Annotated in this window: 19 protein-coding genes; 15 read left to right on the top strand and 4 right to left on the bottom strand. The window is 65.3% G+C overall.

What is annotated here, in order from left to right:
* Positions 1-8: 8 nt before the first annotated feature.
* Both LH19_RS18425 and LH19_RS18420 read right to left on the bottom strand, forming a co-directional pair.
* On the bottom strand, positions 9-1,259 hold the full coding sequence (locus tag LH19_RS18425) for a sensor domain-containing diguanylate cyclase (RefSeq protein ID WP_082395890.1): 1,251 nt from the start codon (positions 1,257-1,259) through the stop codon (positions 9-11).
* A gap of 93 nt (positions 1,260-1,352) precedes the next feature.
* Positions 1,353-1,505 carry a hypothetical protein gene (locus LH19_RS18420; protein WP_156344050.1) on the bottom strand — a complete coding sequence of 51 codons (153 nt, stop codon included), beginning with the start codon at positions 1,503-1,505 and terminating at the stop codon, positions 1,353-1,355.
* A 104-nt stretch (positions 1,506-1,609) separates the two neighbouring features.
* Here LH19_RS18420 and LH19_RS18415 point away from each other — a divergent pair, with 104 nt between their 5' ends.
* The 13 genes from LH19_RS18415 (at position 1,610) to glnA (ending at position 15,589) form a co-directional block, all read left to right on the top strand.
* Positions 1,610-2,530 carry a LysR substrate-binding domain-containing protein gene (locus LH19_RS18415; protein ID WP_054731160.1) on the top strand — a complete coding sequence of 307 codons (921 nt, stop codon included), beginning with the start codon at positions 1,610-1,612 and terminating at the stop codon, positions 2,528-2,530.
* The gene (gene trmD, locus LH19_RS18410) at positions 2,527-3,264 is read left to right on the top strand and encodes a tRNA (guanosine(37)-N1)-methyltransferase TrmD (protein ID WP_054733839.1); all 738 of its coding nucleotides are present in this window, start codon (positions 2,527-2,529) and stop codon (positions 3,262-3,264) included. Before LH19_RS18415 ends, trmD begins: the two co-directional genes overlap by 4 nt.
* 5 nt (positions 3,265-3,269) lie before the next feature.
* Positions 3,270-3,647: a 50S ribosomal protein L19 gene (rplS, locus tag LH19_RS18405; RefSeq protein ID WP_054589016.1), complete on the top strand. Its 378-nt coding sequence runs from the start codon at positions 3,270-3,272 to the stop codon at positions 3,645-3,647.
* A 95-nt stretch (positions 3,648-3,742) separates the two neighbouring features.
* Complete coding sequence (locus LH19_RS18400) at positions 3,743-4,366, top strand: DUF1287 domain-containing protein (RefSeq protein WP_201258377.1); 624 nt, start codon at positions 3,743-3,745, stop codon at positions 4,364-4,366.
* Positions 4,367-4,413: 47 nt separating this feature from the next.
* Positions 4,414-5,439 carry an aspartate-semialdehyde dehydrogenase gene (locus tag LH19_RS18395; protein ID WP_054731158.1) on the top strand — a complete coding sequence of 342 codons (1,026 nt, stop codon included), beginning with the start codon at positions 4,414-4,416 and terminating at the stop codon, positions 5,437-5,439.
* 59 nt (positions 5,440-5,498) lie between these two features.
* Positions 5,499-6,278: an arginine deiminase family protein gene (locus LH19_RS18390; RefSeq protein WP_054731156.1), complete on the top strand. Its 780-nt coding sequence runs from the start codon at positions 5,499-5,501 to the stop codon at positions 6,276-6,278.
* On the top strand, positions 6,275-6,892 hold the full coding sequence (locus LH19_RS18385; RefSeq protein ID WP_234715963.1) for a DUF2238 domain-containing protein: 618 nt from the start codon (positions 6,275-6,277) through the stop codon (positions 6,890-6,892). Before LH19_RS18390 ends, LH19_RS18385 begins: the two co-directional genes overlap by 4 nt.
* Before the next feature lie 2 nt (positions 6,893-6,894).
* Entirely contained in the window at positions 6,895-7,512 is a 618-nt protein-coding gene (locus LH19_RS18380) for a hypothetical protein (protein WP_145923515.1), read from the top strand.
* A 279-nt stretch (positions 7,513-7,791) separates the two neighbouring features.
* Complete coding sequence (gene clpA / locus LH19_RS18375) at positions 7,792-10,128, top strand: ATP-dependent Clp protease ATP-binding subunit ClpA (protein WP_054731150.1); 2,337 nt, start codon at positions 7,792-7,794, stop codon at positions 10,126-10,128.
* Between the two features lie 175 nt (positions 10,129-10,303).
* Positions 10,304-11,143: a type I methionyl aminopeptidase gene (gene map / locus LH19_RS18370; RefSeq protein ID WP_054731148.1), complete on the top strand. Its 840-nt coding sequence runs from the start codon at positions 10,304-10,306 to the stop codon at positions 11,141-11,143.
* A gap of 208 nt (positions 11,144-11,351) precedes the next feature.
* Positions 11,352-13,538, top strand: a complete 2,187-nt coding sequence (locus LH19_RS18365; RefSeq protein WP_054731146.1) for a PQQ-dependent dehydrogenase, methanol/ethanol family — start codon at positions 11,352-11,354, stop codon at positions 13,536-13,538.
* A 228-nt stretch (positions 13,539-13,766) separates the two neighbouring features.
* A complete protein-coding gene (locus LH19_RS18360) occupies positions 13,767-14,105 on the top strand; it encodes a P-II family nitrogen regulator (protein WP_037518110.1) in 339 nt (112 codons plus the stop codon).
* Between the two features lie 71 nt (positions 14,106-14,176).
* Positions 14,177-15,589, top strand: coding sequence for a type I glutamate--ammonia ligase (glnA, locus tag LH19_RS18355; protein WP_054731144.1), 1,413 nt, complete (start codon positions 14,177-14,179; stop codon positions 15,587-15,589).
* A gap of 60 nt (positions 15,590-15,649) precedes the next feature.
* Here glnA and LH19_RS18350 read toward each other — a convergent pair whose 3' ends face one another.
* A complete protein-coding gene (locus LH19_RS18350) occupies positions 15,650-16,303 on the bottom strand; it encodes a hypothetical protein (protein WP_054731142.1) in 654 nt (217 codons plus the stop codon).
* Between the two features lies 1 nt (position 16,304).
* Positions 16,305-16,511 (bottom strand): helix-turn-helix transcriptional regulator, encoded by a 207-nt coding sequence (locus tag LH19_RS18345; protein ID WP_054731140.1) that lies wholly within the window; start codon positions 16,509-16,511, stop codon positions 16,305-16,307.
* 144 nt (positions 16,512-16,655) lie between these two features.
* On the opposite strand from LH19_RS18345, the gene LH19_RS18340 reads away from it, so the two are divergent.
* Positions 16,656-17,267, top strand: coding sequence for a flavodoxin family protein (locus LH19_RS18340; protein ID WP_054731138.1), 612 nt, complete (start codon positions 16,656-16,658; stop codon positions 17,265-17,267).
* Between the two features lie 58 nt (positions 17,268-17,325).
* Complete coding sequence (locus LH19_RS18335; RefSeq protein ID WP_407696668.1) at positions 17,326-18,633, top strand: M20/M25/M40 family metallo-hydrolase; 1,308 nt, start codon at positions 17,326-17,328, stop codon at positions 18,631-18,633.
* Positions 18,634-18,685 lie beyond the last annotated feature (52 nt).

The raw sequence follows: 18,685 nt of genomic DNA, 5'->3' as shown, positions 1-18,685 counted from the left end.
ATCATAATCTAGGCCGCGGCGGCTTCGATAAACACCACCCGGTCGCGGCCGCTTTCCTTCGCGGCATAAAGGTTGATGTCGGCCGATTTCATTGCCGCCCCAAAGCTTGTGTCGCGGCTGATATGGACCAGTCCCATGCTCGCGGTCACCGGCCGCTTCAGCGACGGCACCATCTGCGCGATATAGGCGCCGACGCGCTGGCGCAGCCGTTCGGCCTCGCCCGCTACCTCGCCCGCTTCGCAGCGGAACAGCAGCGCAAATTCCTCGCCGCCGATCCTTGCGGCGAGCGCGCTTCCCGACCCCAAGGCAACCCCGGCGGCGAAGATCACCCGGTCGCCGACGTCGTGGCCGTGATGGTCGTTGATCGCCTTGAAATGGTCGAGATCGACGATGGCGATCGCCACCGGGGGATCGTCGTTGAAGCTCGCCTCGATCGCGCGGCGGTTGGGCAGGCCGGTCAGCGGGTCGGTGTGCGCGATGACGCGCATCGCCTCGGCCTGCGCGCGCGCCTCCTGCCGTTCCTGCCGCAGCCGCACCAGCCGGTCGAGGATGCCGAACGCGGTCAGCATCACCTCGAGCCCGAGCGCCGGAAACAGCGCGAACAGGAACAACTCGAACGGCGTGTGCAGGACGATGTCGTGGAACAGGCTGACGCCATAGACCGCGGCGATGCCGCTCCACGCCGCGGCCTGATAGCGCGCGGTGCGGCTGCCGCGCGCGATCGCGATCACGACGGTCGCGATGCAGAGCGCGAGCATCGCGAGCAGCACCGCGCTGCGTATTGCGAAATAGAGCGGCGGGCCTGCCATCAGCGCCGCCGGCGTCGTGAGGAGGATCAGAAAGGGCGGCCAGCCGAGCAGCGGATAGAGGCGCTTATGCACCGTTCCGGGCTCGAGGTAGGCGCGCAGGAAGGGGCCCGAAAAGACGACGCCAAGGTCGAATAGCACGCAAATCCATATCTGGCGCGCAAAGCTGTCGGGTGCCAGCGCCGGTCCCATGGCCAGCGGCGACAGCCCGATGGCGAGGGCGAAATAGCTGAGCGTGCGTGCGCTCTGCCAGATCAGGAAGCGTTCGCGCAGCAGCGCGAAGAAGGCGGCGTTATAGGCGAGCGAGAAAAGCAGCAGCCCGAGGAACATGCCGGTCAGCGCGCCATCCCAGTTCATGGTCGTTGCGTCGGCGAACGAGGATTGCGCGCGCGCCGGGACCGCGGTGCCCCAAAGCACCACGCCCGCAGCCGCCGCTCGCGCCCATCGCCTCATCAATTCCCCCCGGAGTTGGTCGAGGGGATGCTAGGCGACGAGCCGCTGATTTTTGGTTAACGGCGGGCGGAATGGCGCCCGCCGCTTCCTGCGTCATACACGCGAGCGCCGCCGCGCCCGGGGCAGCGCGATCCATTCGCCCAGCCGCCGGAATGCCGTCCGCAACTGCATGAGGCCGCGATGCAGATCGGCGCTGAACTGCGGATGGCCTTCGTTCCAGTTCCGCATCCAAAGTTCGTCCTTCATGATCTTGTCTCCTGGCGATCGAATGATTGCCAGATGCGCCTTTGCCGCGCCGCGCGCCAACAAAAGGCGTAGACCATATCATAAGGGTAGCTTATAGGAGCGCGATGCCCAAACTGCCGCCCCTTGCCGCGATACGGACCTTCGAGGCGGCAGGACGCCTACAGAATTTCTCGCGCGCTGCCGAGGAGCTGGGGATGACGCAGGCGGCGGTCAGCTATCAGGTCCGCCAATTGGAAGACCGGCTCGGTCGGGCGCTGTTCGTGCGCGAGAAGGGGCGGGTGCGCCTGTCGGAGACCGGGCTGCGGCTGCTCCCCGCGGTCAGCAATGCCTTTGCGTTGATGAGCGACGCTTTCGCCGCGCTCGGCAGCGACGAGGCCGATGTGCTGACGATCAGCGCGATGACGACCTTCGGCGGCACCTGGCTCGGGGCGCGCATCGGCGGCTTCCAGCTCGCCTATCCCGATCTTGCGGTGCGCATGTCGATGAACAACGACCTCGTCGATTTCGACGCGACCAACGTCGACGTCGCGATCCGCGTCGGCCGCGGGCCGTGGCCCAGGCTGCGCGCCGACTTCCTCTATCGCAGCCATGTCACACCGATCTGTGCCCCGGCCTTTCGCGACGCTAACCGCATCGAACGGCCCGAGGACCTGCTGCGCGTCGAGCGGCTCGCGCCCAACGACCCATGGTGGGCCGGCTGGCTCGCCGCCGCCGGGGTCGACGCGGTGCCCGCTCCGCAGCGCAGCGGCGTCGAACTCGACAGCCAGCTTCAGGAAGCGAGCGCGGTGCAGGCGGGCTTCGGCATCGCGATGATGACACCGCTGCTGTGGCGCGCCGAACTCGACGCCGGACGCCTCGTCCAGCCCTTCGAGACGCTCTACGAACCGGGAACCGCCCATTATCTCGTTCACCGCGAAAACCGCGTCGGGGTGCGCAAGATCGAACGTTTCCGCGAATGGCTGCGTGCCGAACTGGAGAAGGATCGCCACCTGCTCGCCGAGCCGCTATGGACGCCGCTGCCATGACCTTCACCGCCGTTCCCTTGACGCTCTATCCCGACATGTTCCCCGGTCCGCTGGGGCACAGCATGGCGGGGCGGGCGCTCGAAAGCGGGACGTGGAACTGCGCGCCGGTGCAGATCCGCGATTTCGCGACCGACAGGCATCGCACCGTCGACGACACCCCGGCGGGCGGCGGCGCCGGGATGGTGCTCAAGGCCGATGTGCTGGCGGCGGCAATCGATCACGCCGTGGCGGCGCATCCGGGCCTGCCGCTCCTCGCGATGACCCCGCGCGGTACCCCGATCACGCAGGCGCGCGTGCGCCGGCTGGCGGCAGGTCCCGGCGCGATCATCCTCTGCGGCCGCTTCGAGGGATTCGACGAACGGATTTTCGAGGCGCGCGCCATCGAAGAGGTGTCGATGGGCGACATCATATTGTCGGGCGGCGAGATGGGCGCGCTGCTGCTCCTCGACGCTTGCATTCGGCTGCTTCCCGGCGTAATGGGCGCGGCTTCAAGCGGGGACGACGAATCGTTCGAAAACGGTTTGCTCGAATATCCGCACTATACCCGGCCCGTCACATGGGAAGGGCGCACGATCCCCGAAGTGCTGCGATCGGGGGATCATGCGAAGATCGCGGCCTGGCGGAAACAACAGGCGGAAGATCACACACGGTTACGCAGGCCGGACCTTTGGGAGCGCCATGAGGGCGCTCGGGCCCGACCTGCCTCTGGCGCGCGGCGAAAAGAAAAGGACTAGAGGACATGAACCTCATCCAGACGATCGAAGCCGAAGAAATTGCCAAGGCCGGCAAGACGATCCCCGAATTCCGCCCCGGCGACACGCTGAAGGTCGGCGTGAAGGTGGTCGAAGGCGAACGCACCCGCGTCCAGAATTTCGAAGGCGTGTGCATCGCACGCTCGAACAAGGGCATGGGCTCCAACTTCACCGTGCGCAAAATGTCGTTCGGCGAGGGTGTCGAGCGCGTCTTCCCGCTTTACTCGCCCAACATCGATTCGATTACCGTCGTCCGCAAGGGCGCTGTCCGTCGTGCGAAACTTTACTATCTGCGCGGGCGCACTGGTAAATCGGCACGTATTGCGGAGCGCCGCGAATACCGGTCGGAAGCCGGCGAAGGCTAAGGAGAACTTCTCCACCAAAAAGCCGAAACAGCTTTCCAAAACGACCGGTTCCGCCAACAGGCAGAGCCGGTCGTTTTCATTTGGGCAACGCAAAATTGAACCAGCCGTCCATCCCCGTTCAGCCGTCGCGGCGCGCCTTCATCGGCGCGGCGCTGGCGCTTGGCGTGGCGGCGGGCTGGCCGGGCAGCGCGAAGGCGGCAACCCCCGCGCAGCGGCTGATCGCGGCGGCGCGGGGGCAGGTCGGCGTCACGCTGACCTATGATCCCGCCTATACGGTGCTCGCCTTTCCGGGCGGCGATGTCGCACGGGTCAAGGGCGTGTGCACTGACGTCCTGATCCGCGCCTATCGCGACGCGCTGGATGTCGACCTGCAGGCGCTGGTCAACGCCGACATGCGCGGCGCCTTTTCCGCCTATCCGAAAAACTGGGGGCTGCGGCGCCCCGACCGCAATATCGATCACCGCCGGGTGCCGAACCTCGCGACCTATTGGACGCGCCAGCGGGCGCGGCTGCCGGTGTCCAGCGATCCCGCCGACTGGCGGCCGGGCGACATCTTCACCGCGATGACCGGCGGCCGCTTTCCGCACACCGGGATCGTCTCGGATCGAACTAGCGCAGCGGGCCGCCCGCTGATCATCCATAATATCGGCCGCGGGGCGCGCGAGGAAGACGCGCTCTTCGACCATCCGCTGACCGGCCATTTTCGCTGGAAAGTCTGAACTACCGCAAATTTCTACCTGAGTTTCTTGCCTTGAGGAGTGAGTAAATGGGTTATCGTATCGTTGTCGCCGGAGCCACGGGCAATGTCGGGCGCGAAGTGCTCGCCATTCTCGCCGAGCGCGAATTTCCCTACGACGAACTGGCGGCGGTCGCCTCGTCGCGCAGCCAGGGCGACGAGATCGAAATCGGCGATACCGGCAAAACCGTGAAGTGCCAGAATATCGAGAATTTCGACTGGTCGGGATGGGACATGGCGATTTTCGCGATCGGGAGTGACGCGACCGCGATCCACGCGCCGAAGGCGGCCGCGGCGGGCTGCGTCGTGATCGACAACTCGTCGCTCTATCGTATGGACCCCGACGTCCCGCTGATCGTGCCCGAGGTGAACCCCGACGCGATCGACGGCTATACGAAGCGTAACATCATCGCGAACCCCAATTGCTCGACCGCGCAGATGGTCGTCGCGCTGAAGCCGCTCCACGACGCGGCGACGATCAAGCGCGTCGTTGTCTCGACCTATCAGTCGGTGTCGGGCGCGGGCAAGGCGGGCATGGACGAGCTGTGGAACCAGACGCGCCAGATCTTCGTCGGCGACGAAAAGGACATCAACAAGTTTACCAAGCAGATCGCCTTCAACGTCATCCCGCACATCGACAAGTTCCTCGACGACGGCTCGACGAAGGAAGAATGGAAGATGGTCGTCGAAACCAAGAAGATCCTCGACCCGAAGATCAAGGTCACTGCGACCTGCGTCCGCGTGCCGGTGTTCGTCGGCCATTCGGAAGCGATCAACATCGAGATGGAGGACGAACTGTCGGCCGAGGACGCGCAGCGCATCCTGCGCGAGGCGCCCGGCGTCGTGCTCCACGACAAGCGCGAAGACGGCGGCTACATCACCCCCGTCGAATGCGTCGGCGACTTCGCCACCTTCGTGTCGCGTGTCCGTGAAGACCCGACGGTCGAAAACGGCCTCAACCTCTGGTGCGTTTCGGATAACCTCCGCAAGGGTGCGGCGCTGAACGCGGTGCAGATCGCCGAACTGCTCGGCCGTCGCCACCTCAAGAAGGGCTGAGCCCGAAACCTCTCCCGTTCGCATCTCGACTTCGGGGTGCGAACGGGTAGGGATGGGGCATGACCAGCCCCTATGCCTTCACCCGCGCCCTCTGCCGCGCCCCTGCGCGCTCCGCCGTCAAGGGCATCCGCGCCGATGGCGGCCCCGATCCCGACTTCTACGGCCTCCTCGCCGAACATGAGGCCTATGTCGCGACATTGCGCGACATAGGCCTCGCGGTCGACGTCCTCGACCCGCTCGACGATTTCCCCGACGCTTTGTTCACCGAAGATGTCGCGCTGACCTTTCCCGAGGGCGCGATCCTGCTGCGCCCCGGCGCGCCGAGCCGGGCGGGCGAAGTCGACCATATCCGCGCGCCCCTCGCCGCCCGCCACAAGCGCCTGCTGGCAATGGCCGGTCCAGGTTTTGCCGACGGCGGTGACATCCTGCGCCTTGCCGATCGGGTGATCATCGGCCTTTCGGCGCGCACCGACCGCGCCGGGGCGGAAGAACTCGCCGGCTTGTTGGCCGAACTCGGCTACCGCGCCGTGATCGCCGAAACGCCGCCCGGCGTCCTCCACTTCAAGACCGGCTGCGGCCTGATCGACGAACGGACGATCCTTGCCGTTCCGGCGCTCGCCGCTTGTCCCGAGTTCGACGGGCTGGAGGTCGTCCTGACCCCGCCGGGCGAAGAGCCCGCCGCGAACATCCTGCGCGTCCGCGACACCGTGCTCGTCGGCAACCGCTGGTCGGCGACGCACGCGCTGCTGGCCGCGCGCGGCCTCGAAGCCCGGCCGCTGCCGACCGACCAGATCGCGCATATCGACGCCGGGCTCAGTTGCATGTCGCTGCGCTGGTGATCGCCGCGCCCCCGCTCGCGCAGCGCCGCCTGATCGGCGCGCTCCTCCTGCTGCTGCTCCTTGCGCAGATCGACCAGCCCTATCCCGAAATCGCGCTGCTCCAGCATATCCCCACGATGCTGCTCATCGTCGCTTCACCGTGGCTGCTCCGCCGCTGGCCGCTGTCGACCGCTTCGGTCGCCTGTATCATAGCCTTCATGGCGTTCCACACGCTCGGCGGACGCTATGCCTACAGCAATGTGCCCTACGACGACTGGCTGCGCGCGCTGATCGGGACGAGCCTGTCCGACGCCTTCGGCTGGACGCGCAACCATTACGACCGGCTCGTCCATTTCGCCTTTGGCGCGCTGTCGGTGGTGCCGGTTGCCGAAGTCGCGCGCCGCTGGGGCGGCCTCGGCGCGCGCGGCGCGATGCTTGCCGTGCTCGGCTGGGTGCTCGCAATCTCGTGCCTCTATGAAATCTTCGAATGGCTGCTCACCATTGTCGCGGCGGGCGAGACCGCCGACCGCTATAACGGACAGCAGGGCGATATCTGGGACGCGCAAAAGGATATGGCGCTCGCGACCCTCGGTGCGGTAATGGTCTTGCCGTTCGTGCGCGCAGGCAGGAGATGATCATGCGGAAACTGGTGGCCCTTTTCATCCTCGCGGCGCTTGCCGCGTGCAAGCCGGCCGCCGACAAGCCCGTGGCCGATGGCGACGACAAGGCGGTGCCGACCGCACCCGCGGTGCCCGAAGCCAAGGCCGACGGCCCCGCCGCGGCGACGCTCGCGGTCAGCCTCGACGGCGAAGGCCTGCGCTTCATCGACAAGGCGACCGGCAAGGCGAGCTTGCTTTCCTTCGGGGTCCCGCGCGCGCAGGCCGAAACCGCGCTCGCCAATGTCGCGGGCAAGGAAGACGACCGTAGCACGAACGAGGAATGCGGCGCGGGGACGATGGAGTTCACGCGCTACGACGCGATGACCCTCAATTTTCAGGGCGGCAAGTTCGTCGGCTGGTTCCTCGGCAACGAAAATGGCGCTGCTTCCTATTCGACGATGAGCGGCATCGGCATCGGCACGACGCGCGCCAAGGCGAAAGAATCGGTGGCGATCGTCGACCTCGAGGACAGCACGCTCGGCGAGGAGTTCAGCATCGGCACCGGCGACAATGTCATCGGCGGCATGTTCGCCGAACCCGGCGATGCGGCAAAGATCGACGCCTTGTTTGCGGGAACGAACTGCTTTTTCCGCTAGGCGGTTCTTCCTTTTCGTCATCCCGGACTTGATCCGGGATCCATGACTTCCCGACGGTGCTGGCCTTCGTGGACCCCGGATCAAGTCCGGGGTGACGAGGGAGGGACATCAACGTCCGCACTCACCCCAAATCCTCAACGCGCCGTTAACCATAATGCAAGGCCTGTCATCGTAATTTCACATCTGCCTCCGCTTTTCCCTTGCGGCGGGGCGGCGGCATCGCCACCTTGTGTGTAGCGGGCGGGCCTCTCCCCGGCTTGTCCCCAAGGAGATAAGCCCATGCCGTCCTTTTCGGAAAGCCTCGAAAAGACCCTGCACAATGCGCTGAAGGCGGCGTCCGAGCGTCACCACGAATATGCGACGCTCGAGCATCTGCTCTATGCGCTGATCGACGACGATCATGCCGCCGAAGTGATGCGCGCTTGCGGCGTCGCGCTCGACGACCTGCAATCGGCGGTCGTCCACTATCTCGACACCGAGCTCGACAGCCTGAAGGTCGAGGGGCACAGCGACCCGTCGCCGACGTCGGGCTTCCAGCGCGTCGTCCAGCGCGCGATCCTGCACGTCCAGTCGTCGGGCAAGGACGAGGTGACCGGCGCCAACGTCCTCGTCGCGCTCTTCTCCGAACGCGAAAGCTATGCCGTCTATTTCCTGCAGCAGCAGGACCTGACGCGCCTCGATGCCGTCTCCTATCTCAGCCACGGCGTCGGCAAGGGCGGCAAGCCCTCGCCGCAGGCCGAGCCCGAGGAAAAGGAAGAGGCGAAGGACAAGAGCGAAGGCAAGAACAAGAAGGAAACCGCGCTCGACCAGTTCACCGTCAACCTCAACGAGAAAGCGAAGGGTGGCAAGGTCGACCCGCTGATCGGCCGCAGCGCCGAGGTCGATCGCACGATCCAGATCCTCTGCCGCCGCAGCAAGAACAACCCGCTCTATGTCGGCGATCCCGGCGTCGGCAAGACTGCGATCGCCGAGGGTCTCGCGCGCAAGATCATCGAGGGCGACGTGCCCGAGGTGCTGTTGCCCGCAGTGATCTATTCGCTCGACATGGGTGCGCTGCTCGCGGGCACCCGCTATCGCGGCGATTTCGAGGAACGGCTGAAACAGGTCGTAACCGAACTCGAAGGCCTGCCGCACGCGATCCTGTTCATCGACGAGATTCACACGGTGATCGGCGCCGGTGCAACTTCGGGCGGCGCGATGGATGCGTCGAACCTCCTGAAGCCCGCCTTGTCGGGCGGCGTCATCCGCTGCATCGGCTCGACGACGTACAAGGAGTTCCGCAACCACTTCGAAAAGGATCGCGCCTTGCTGCGCCGGTTCCAGAAGATCGACGTGGTCGAACCGACGCTCGAGGATACCAAGAAAATCCTCGCCGGGCTGCGCAGCGCGTTCGAGGCGCATCACCAGGTGCGCTACACGCAGGACGCGATCAACGCCGCGGTCGACCTGTCGGCGCGCTACATCAACGACCGGAAATTGCCCGACAAGGCGATCGACGTGATCGACGAGGTCGGCGCGATGCAGATGCTGGTTGCGCCGTCGAAGCGCAAGAAGACGATCACCGCCAAGGAGATCGAGGCGGTCATCGCGACGATGGCGCGCATCCCGCCCAAGTCGGTCTCGACCGACGACAAGGCGACGCTCGCCAGCCTCGAAACCGACCTCAAGCGCGTCGTCTTCGGTCAGAACACCGCGATCGAGGTGCTGTCGTCGGCGATCAAGCTGAGCCGTGCGGGCCTCCGCGATCCCGAAAAACCGATCGGCAACTATCTGTTCAGCGGCCCGACCGGCGTCGGCAAGACCGAGGTCGCGAAGCAACTCGCGTCGATCATGGGCATCCCGCTCCAGCGCTTCGACATGTCCGAATATATGGAGCGGCATAGCGTGTCGCGCCTGATCGGCGCCCCCCCGGGCTATGTCGGTTACGATCAGGGCGGGCTGCTCACCGATGCGATCGACCAGAATCCGCATTGCGTGCTGCTGCTCGACGAAATCGAAAAGGCGCATCCCGACCTGTTCAACATCCTGTTGCAGGTGATGGACAACGGCCGCCTGACCGATCACCACGGCAAGACGGTCGACTTCCGCAACGTCATCCTGATCATGACGACCAATGCGGGCGCCAGCGACATGGCGCGCGAGTCGATCGGCTTCGGCGTCTCGACGCGCGAGGATGTGCAGGAAGAGGCGGTGAAGCGCATGTTCACCCCCGAATTCCGCAACCGCCTCGATGCGATCGTGCCCTTCGGTTATCTGCCGCCCGAAGTGGTCGCGCGCGTCGTCGACAAGTTCATCCTCGAACTCGAACTGCAGCTCGCCGACCGCAACGTCCACATCCAGCTCGACGATGCGGCGCGCGAATGGCTGACCGGCAAAGGCTATGACAAGCTCTATGGCGCGCGTCCGATGGGCCGCCTGATCCAGGAAAAGATCAAGCAGCCGCTCGCCGAGGAACTGCTGTTCGGCAAGCTGGTCCACGGCGGCGAGGTCAAGGTGAAGATGAAGACCGGCGAAGATGCCCATGTCGGCAATCCGCTCGCCTTCGAAATAACCCCCGCCGCGCCGAAAGCCGGCAAGGGCAAGGCGAAAGCCAAGCCCGAGAAGGCGGCGGAGTAAGGCAAAAAACTCCCCGCCCACTTGCGGGAGGGGCAGCGAGACTTGCGGGCTTGCCCGCTAGTCGCAGCGGGGAGGGCCGTAGCGCCCCAAACCCTCCCCAAACCCCTCCCGCAAGCGGGAGGGGCTTTCTTTTGCGCCCCTCGCTTTTTGAGCCCCTAGCGACTATATCATTCGCATGTACGACTATGTCTCCGTAACCGCCGACGATACGTCTGCGCCGGCCCGTGTTCGCGACGGCACGATCAAGCTGCACGACGCGGCGGGCTTTGCCGGGATGCGCAAGGCGGGGCGGCTGTCGGCCGAAATCCTCGACGCGCTCGTCCCCTTCGTCCAGCCCGGCGTGACTACCGATGCGATCGACGACCTTGTCCGCACGATGATGCTGGACGGCGGCGGCATTCCGGCGACGCTCGGCTATCGCGGTTTCACGCATAGCTGCTGCACCAGCATCAATCATGTCGTCTGCCACGGGATTCCCGACGACAAGCCGCTGCGCGAGGGCGACATCGTCAACATCGACGTCACCAGCATCATCGACGGCTGGCACGGCGACACCAGCCGCATGTATCTGGTCGGCGACGTGCCGATCAAGTCGCGGCGCCTCGTCGAGGTCACCTATGAATGCCTGATGCTCGGGATCGAGCAGGCGAAGCCCGGCAACCGCATGGGCGACGTCGCGCATGCGATCCAGACGCACGCCGAAAAGCACCGCTATTCGGTCGTCCGCGACTTTTGCGGCCACGGGCTCGGCCAGATGTTCCACGACGCCCCTGAAGTGGTCCACGCCGGCCGCCCGGGCACCGGCCCCGAGCTGCGTCCCGGCATGTTCTTCACGATCGAGCCGATGATCAACACCGGCAAATATGCGGTGAAGATGCTGAGCGACGGCTGGACCGCGGTGACGCGCGACCGCTCGCTCTCCGCGCAGTTCGAACATAGCATCGGGATCACCGAAACCGGCTGCGAGATTTTTACGGCCAGCCCGACGGGCCTGAACGCACCGCCCTGGGCCTGATCGGCACCCGTTTAATTTCGTCATCCCGGACTTGATCCGGGATCCATGGCTTCCCGACAGCGCTGGCCTTGGTGGACCCCGGATCAAGTCCGGGGTGACGAATGCTATGGAACCCCCTTCCTCACCCCCCAATTTCCCGCTTGCACCCATGCGGCTTCGCGCGCAGTCTTGACGTTAACGTCAAGCATAGGCGTAGGGAGAGCATGGGATGGCAAAGAAGGTCTTTTCGGCCGCGCTGCTGGGCTGCGCGGCACTGGCACTGGCAGCATGCAACGCATCGAAGAACGACAGCGTCTCGGGGAGCGGCCAGCTCGACGACGCCGAAAAGGCCAGCGAGGCCCTGCTCAAGACCGGCGGCAACGGCGATAACTGGGCCGGCATCGGCTACAGCTACGACGAACAGCGTTTCAGCCCGCTCACCGACATCAATGACAAGAATGTGGGCGAGCTCGGGATCGCCTGGTTCGCCGATCTGGAAGACGCGCGCGGGCAGGAGGCGACCCCGGTGGTCGTCGATGGCATTCTCTATGTCAGCCACGCCTGGTCGAAGGTCGACGCGTGGGACGCCGCGACGGGCAAGAAGCTCTGGTCCTTCGATCCCAAGGTGCCCGGCGAGCGCGCGGTCAGCGCGTGCTGCGACGTCGTCAACCGCGGCGTCGCCGTCTGGGGCGACAAGGTCATCTTCGCGACGCTCGACGGGCGGCTGATCGCGCTCGACAAAAAGACCGGCAAGGAGCTGTGGTCGACGCAGACCTTCGACACCTCGAAGCCCTACACGATCACCGGCGCCCCGCGCGTCGTGAAGGACATGGTGCTGATCGGCAACGGCGGCGCCGAGTTCGGGGTGCGCGGCTATGTCACCGCCTATGACGCCGACACCGGCAAGGAGCGCTGGCGCTTCTACACCGCGCCCAATCCGAAGAAGGAAAAGGACGGCGCGGCCAGCGACGATATCTTTGCATCAAAGGCCAACGCGACCTGGTCCGACACGGGCGAGTGGCAGACCTCGGGCGGCGGCGGCACCGTCTGGGACGCCATCGTCTACGACAAGGACCTCGACCAGATCTATCTCGGCGTCGGCAACGGCAATCCGTGGAACCACGGCACGCGCTCGAACGGCGAGGGCGACAACTGGTTCCTGTCCTCGGTCGTCGCGCTCGACGCCACGACCGGCAAATATAAATGGCATTATCAGGAAACGCCGGGCGAGACGTGGGACTATACCGCGACCCAGCCGATCATCCTCGCCGAGCAGGCGGTGAACGGCACGCCGACCAAGGTGCTGTACCACGCGCCGAAGAACGGCTTCTTCTTCACGATCGACCGCACCAGCGGCAAGCTGATCGATGCCAAGCCCTTCGTCGACGGGATCAACTGGGCGACCGGCTACGACATGGCGACCGGCCGCCCGATCGAGAATCCCGAGGCGCGTTTCTACAAGACAGGCAAGCCCTTCATCGCGGTGCCCGGCGCGCTCGGCGCGCATAACTGGCATCCGATGAGCTTCAACCCGAAGACCGGGCTCGTCTACATCCCGGCGCAGCAGATCCCGCAGGGTTATCTCGCCGACATGGACGAGCTCGACAAAAGGAAGGTGCTCGGCTTCAACGTCGGCACCTCGCTCAACAAGACGATGCTGCCCGACGACCAGAAGGCCTTCCGCGCCGCGGTCGCCGCGACCACCGGGCGCCTCGTCGCCTTCGACCCGCGCACCGGCAAGGTCGCGTGGGGCGTCGACTATCCCGCCGCGTGGAACGGCGGCACGATGACGACGGCGGGCAACCTTGTCTTCCAGGGCACCAGCACCGGCCGCTTCCGCGCCTATGCCGCCGACACCGGCAAGCAGCTCCTCGACCTCGACATGCAGTCGGGGATCGTCAGCGCCCCCTCGACCTTCCGCATCGGCGGGGTGCAATATATCGCCTTCCAGACCGGCAAGGGCGGCGCCTTCCCGCTCGTCGCCGGGATCGCGGGCGGCGTGACGCGCAAGCTGCCCAACCTGCCGCGCCTCGTCGTCCTCAAGATCGGCGGCACCGCGAAGCTGCCGGCACCGCCGGCGACCACCGCGCTCGCGTGGAATCCGCCGGCAAAGATCGGCACCCCCGAACAGATTGCGGCGGGCAAGGCGCACTTCGGGCGCTATTGCCAAGTCTGCCACGGCGACAGCGCAATCGGCAACGGCTTCACCCCCGACCTCCGCGTCTCGGGCACCCTCGCCAACGCCGATGCGTGGAAGGGCGTGATCCTCGACGGCGCGCTCAAGGATCGCGGGATGGTCAGCTTCGCGCGCGTGCTGACCCCCCAGGATGCCGAGGCGATCCGTGCCTATGTCATCGAACGCTCCAACTGGACCAAGGCCAACCTGCCCGACGCTTCGGCGCCCGTCGGGCGCTGATTGCACAAAAAATGTGCACCGGATTGGCGTCGCTGCCTACCCCTTGGGCAGCGGCGCAATTCGCCTTCAAAATTCATGGCGAAACCCCGCGATTCGGCAATTGGCACGGCTCTTGATTGGTGCAAGATGGCGGGACACCGCAGCGACTCACGGGTGAAGACCGGATCAGGCCCGCCTGGTCCGGCTTTGACTGCGAGCGGCGGAGGAAGGCCCAAAGGGGGATGAAGCGTGAAGAAGATTGAGGCGATCATCAAGCCGTTCAAGCTCGACGAGGTGAAGGAAGCGCTGCACGAAGTGGGTGTCAGCGGGATCACCGTTACCGAGGCAAAGGGTTTCGGCCGGCAAAAGGGTCACACCGAATTGTACCGCGGTGCCGAATATGTCGTCGACTTCCTACCCAAGGTGAAGCTCGAGGTCATCGTCGAGGATTCGATGGCCGAACGCGTCGTCGAGGCGATCGCTGCCGCGGCGCAGACCGGCCGCATCGGCGACGGGAAGATTTTCGTCATCCCGGTCGAAACGGCGCTGCGCATCCGCACCGGCGAGCGCAACGAGGACGCGCTTTAATCTTTCGCACTTTTCCAGACCTCAACCATCCCCGGTACGCCGGACCATTTCGCAAGAAGGAAGCATAGACCATGGCTACGAAGCCCAAGGATATCATCGCGCGGATCAAGGAAAACGACATCGAGTGGGTCGACCTGCGTTTCACCGACCCCAAGGGCAAGTGGCAGCACCTGACCATGGTCGCCTCGGTCCTCGGCGAGGACGAACTCGAAGACGGGCTGATGTTCGACGGTTCGTCGATCGAAGGCTGGAAGGCGATCAACGAATCCGACATGATCCTGATGCCCGACCTCGAGGCGGTCTATGACGATCCCTTCTCGGCGACGCCGATGCTCGTCATCTTCTGCGACATCGTCGAGCCGTCGACCGGCGAAGGCTATTCGCGCGACCCGCGCACGACCGCGAAGCGCGCCGAGGCCTATGTCGCCTCGACCGGCATCGGCGACACCGTCTATGTCGGCCCCGAAGCCGAATTCTTCATGTTCGACGACGTCCGCTTCGAAACCGGCTACAACAAGTCGGGTTTCGAAATCGACGATATCGAGCTGCCGACCAACACCGGCCGCAGCTATGAGGGCGGCAACCTCGCCCACCGTCCGCGCGCCAAGGGTGGCTATTTCCCCGTCGCGCCGGTCGACAGCGCCGTCGACATCCGCGCCGAGATGGTCTCGACCATGCTCGAACTCGGCCTGCCGTGCGACAAGCATCACCATGAAGTCGCCGCCGCGCAGCACGAACTCGGCCTGACCTTCGGCACGCTCACCGAAACCGCCGACCGCATGCAGATCTACAAATATGTCGTGCACCAGGTCGCGCATGCCTATGGCAAGACCGCAACCTTCATGCCGAAGCCGATCAAGGACGACAACGGCAGCGGCATGCACACCCACATCTCGATCTGGGAAAAGGGCAAGCCACTCTTTGCCGGCAACGGCTATGCCGGCCTTTCGGACATGTGCCTCTATTTCATCGGCGGCGTCATCAAGCATGCCAAGGCATTGAACGCCTTCACCAACCCGACGACGAACAGCTACAAGCGTCTCGTCCCGGGTTTCGAGGCGCCGGTGCTGCTCGCTTATTCGTCGCGCAACCGTTCGGCTTCGTGCCGCATCCCCTATGGCACCGGCGCCAAGGCGAAGCGCGTCGAATTCCGCTTCCCCGACGCGATGGCCAACCCCTATCTCTGCTATTCGGCGCTGCTGATGGCGGGTCTCGACGGCATCCAGAACAAGATCCACCCCGGTGACGCGATGGACAAGAATCTCTACGATCTGCCGCCCGAAGAGCTGAAGGAAGTGCCGACCGTCTGCGGTTCGCTGCGCGAAGCGCTCGACAGCTTGCTCGCCGACCACGACTTCCTGCTCAAGGGCGACGTGTTCAGCAAGGACCAGATCGAAGCTTATGTCGAGCTGAAGTGGGACGAAGTCTATCGCTTCGAGCAGACCCCGAGCCCGGTCGAATTCGACATGTACTACAGCGCCTGACCTTTGGGGGCTTTGTAGGGGGGCGTCCGGTTCGGGGGGAACCGGGCGCCCCTTTCGTTTCTATGACGGCATCATCATGCCGCGCCGTCCGACCGCGATGAAGGTCGCGAGCAGGAAGATACCGAACGCCGCCGATACCAGGTCGAGCGGATGGGGCGCGGCAACGAGCCCCGCCGCGGCCGCGCCGCCCCAGGCGAAGCACATCGTCATCAGGATATTGCCCGCGAGCGCCGACGCATCGACCGCCAGTTGCCGCCACAGCTCGTCGAAATTGCGCCACATCGGCAGCATGATCGCGGTGCCGGCGACCAGCAGCGCCAGCAGGATCCAATAGGCCGTCGAAGCCGTCACCGGGGCATTCGCGCCCTCGACCGTCGCATAGGCGAGCAATACCAGTGCCGCGCCGATCGCGGTGCAACTCAGCGCGCTTGCGCCCAGATTTCCCCGCTCCTCGACGATTTCTTCCGCGTCGGCGACGTTCAGCATCCGCTGGCCGAGCAGCCGCGGCGCGAGGACGCCCAGCCCGACGAACAGGCCCATCAGGACGTAGATCATCCCGACGCCGACCAGTATGATCTGCGATTTCTGCCAGACCGGCAGCTCCCCTTCGAGCAGGGTCATCGCGGCGATCATGGCACCCGCCCCGGCGAGTGCGCCGAACAGCGATTGCAGCGCCAGCTTGCGCCACGATGCGGCAGGGACCTCTGTCGTCATGTCATGTCTCCGCTACCCAATGGTCGATAAACAGCTCGCGCACCTCGAGCCCGAACAGCCCGGCCATGCGCAGCGCCAGCGGCAGGCTGGGGTCGTATTTGTCGGTCTCGACCGCGTTGATCGTCTGCCGCGAGACGCCGAGGCGGCGCGCCAGTTCGCCCTGGCTCCACCCGGCGCCTTCCCGAAACTCGCGCACCCGATTTTCCACCCGCCGTTCCTTTGCCTGTAAAGAGCTCTTTACAGGGTCCGCATTTTTCCTGTCAAACATTCTTTACAGATCTGCCATGCGCTGCGGAACTTGCGGTGCGATCGCTCATTCTTGACCCGAGGGGGCAGCCGCAAGGACGCATCGATGACCGCTCCCCTGACCGCCACCGCCATCAATTGCTCGCTCGTTGCCAAGGGCCGCGCCAGCTCGACCGACGCGATGCTCGGTGTGCTGGCCGAACATTTCGCCGGGCAGGGCGTGGAGGTCGGCGACCCGATCCGCGTCGCCGCGCACAACGTCAAATGGGGCGTGACGTCGGATGAGGGGGCGGGAGACGAATGGCCCGCGATCCGCAAGGCGATTCTCGCGTCGGACATCTTGATCTTCGGGACGCCGATCTGGATGGGGCAGGCGTCGAGCATCGCAAAGCTTGTCATGGAACGGATGGATGCCTTCCTCAATGAAACCGACGACCAGGGACGGATGCCGAGCTATTCGAAGGTCGCGGTCGCCGCGATTGTCGGCAACGAGGACGGTGCGCATAATGTGTCGTCACAGATATTTCAGGCGCTGAACGATGTCGGCTGGACGATCCCCGCCGTCGCCGCCTGCTACTGGGTCGGCGAGGCGATGGGATCGGTTGACTTCAAGGATCTCGATCACCGTCCGCGCAAGGTCACCCAGACCGCGAAGATGGTCGCCGCCAACGCCGCGCATCTCGCGCGCCTGCTCAAAGACCGGCCCTATCCCGGTTGACGGCTTGCTCCGGCCGCAGCGCCGGGCCACAAAGGGAGCGCCTACAGGAGTCTCCCCGATGAAATTCATGACGCTCGCTGCCCTTGCCGCTTTGCTCGCCCTCGTTCCGCCGGTGCAGGCGAAGCTGAGCCCCGCCGAGGCGAAGATGGCAAAGACGGTCGCCGCCGAACAGGACCGCAGCCTCGCGCTGCTCGAAAAACTGGTGAACCAGAACAGCGGCTCGCAGAATCTCGCGGGCGTCGAAAAGGTCGGGCAGATGATGCGCGCCGAACTCGAACCGCTCGGTTTCAGGGTGACATGGAAACCGATGGCCGATACCGGCCGCGCCGGCCACCTGATCGCGACGCACACCGGCAAGCCGGACGGCAAGCGCCTGCTGCTGATCGCGCATCTCGACACGGTTTTCGAACCCGACTCGCCGTTCCAGAAATTCATCCGCAAGGGCGATATGGGCGAGGGGCCGGGCGCGGGCGACGACAAGGGTGGGATGGTCGTCGTCGTCGCGGCGCTGCGCGCGATGCACGCGGCGGGGACGCTGAAGGGCGCCAATATCGAATTTCACATGACCGGCGACGAAGAGGATGCGGGCTTGCCGATCGAAAAGGCGCGCGCCGATCTGGTCGCCGCGGGCCGGCGCAGCGACGTCGCGCTCGATTTCGAAGGGCTCGTGCGCGATAATGGCGCCGACATGGGCTCGATCGCGCGCCGCTCGTCGGACAGCTGGACCGTCACCGCGACCGGCAAGAGCGCGCACAGCTCGGGCATCTTCAGCGCCGCGGCGGGGGACGGTGCGATCTACGAACTCACGCGGATCATCCATCGTTTTCGCACGGAATTGCCCGAGCCGAACCTGACCTTCAACGTCGGGCTGATCGCGGGCGGGCAGGAAGCGACGCTCGATGCGGGCGGCATTCGCGCCACCGCGAACGGCAAGACCAACATCATCGCGCCGATCGCGATCGCGCGCGGCGACCTGCGCGCGCTGTCGCCCGAACAGATCGAGCGGGTGAAAGCGAAGATGACGACGATCGTCGCCGACCACGCCCCGGGTACCGATGCCAAGATCGCTTTCGACCCCGGCGGCTATCCGTCGATGGCGCCGACCGACGGCAATCGCGCGCTGCTGGCGAAGCTCAACACCGTCAACCGCGACCTCGGCCTCGCCGAAATGGCGCCGCTCGATCCGCTCAAGCGCGGCGCCGGCGACATCAGCTTCGTCGCCGCCGACGTCGACGGGCTTGCGGGGCTCGGGCCCTATTCGACCGGCGACCATGCGCCGGGCGAAGCCGTCGACATCCCGAGCATCGCGCGGCAGGCGACGCGCGCCGCGATCCTGATGTCGCGGCTCGCTACCGAAAATCGATGATCATATAATTTTCAATTTCGCTCGGCTTGATTCATTCGCCGAAGCGACTAGG

Source organism: Sphingopyxis macrogoltabida (assembly GCF_001314325.1).
GTDB classification, from domain to species: Bacteria; Pseudomonadota; Alphaproteobacteria; order Sphingomonadales; family Sphingomonadaceae; genus Sphingopyxis; species Sphingopyxis macrogoltabida.
Note: the sequence above shows the minus strand (reverse complement) of the source record. Positions and strands in the feature narration are given on the sequence as shown.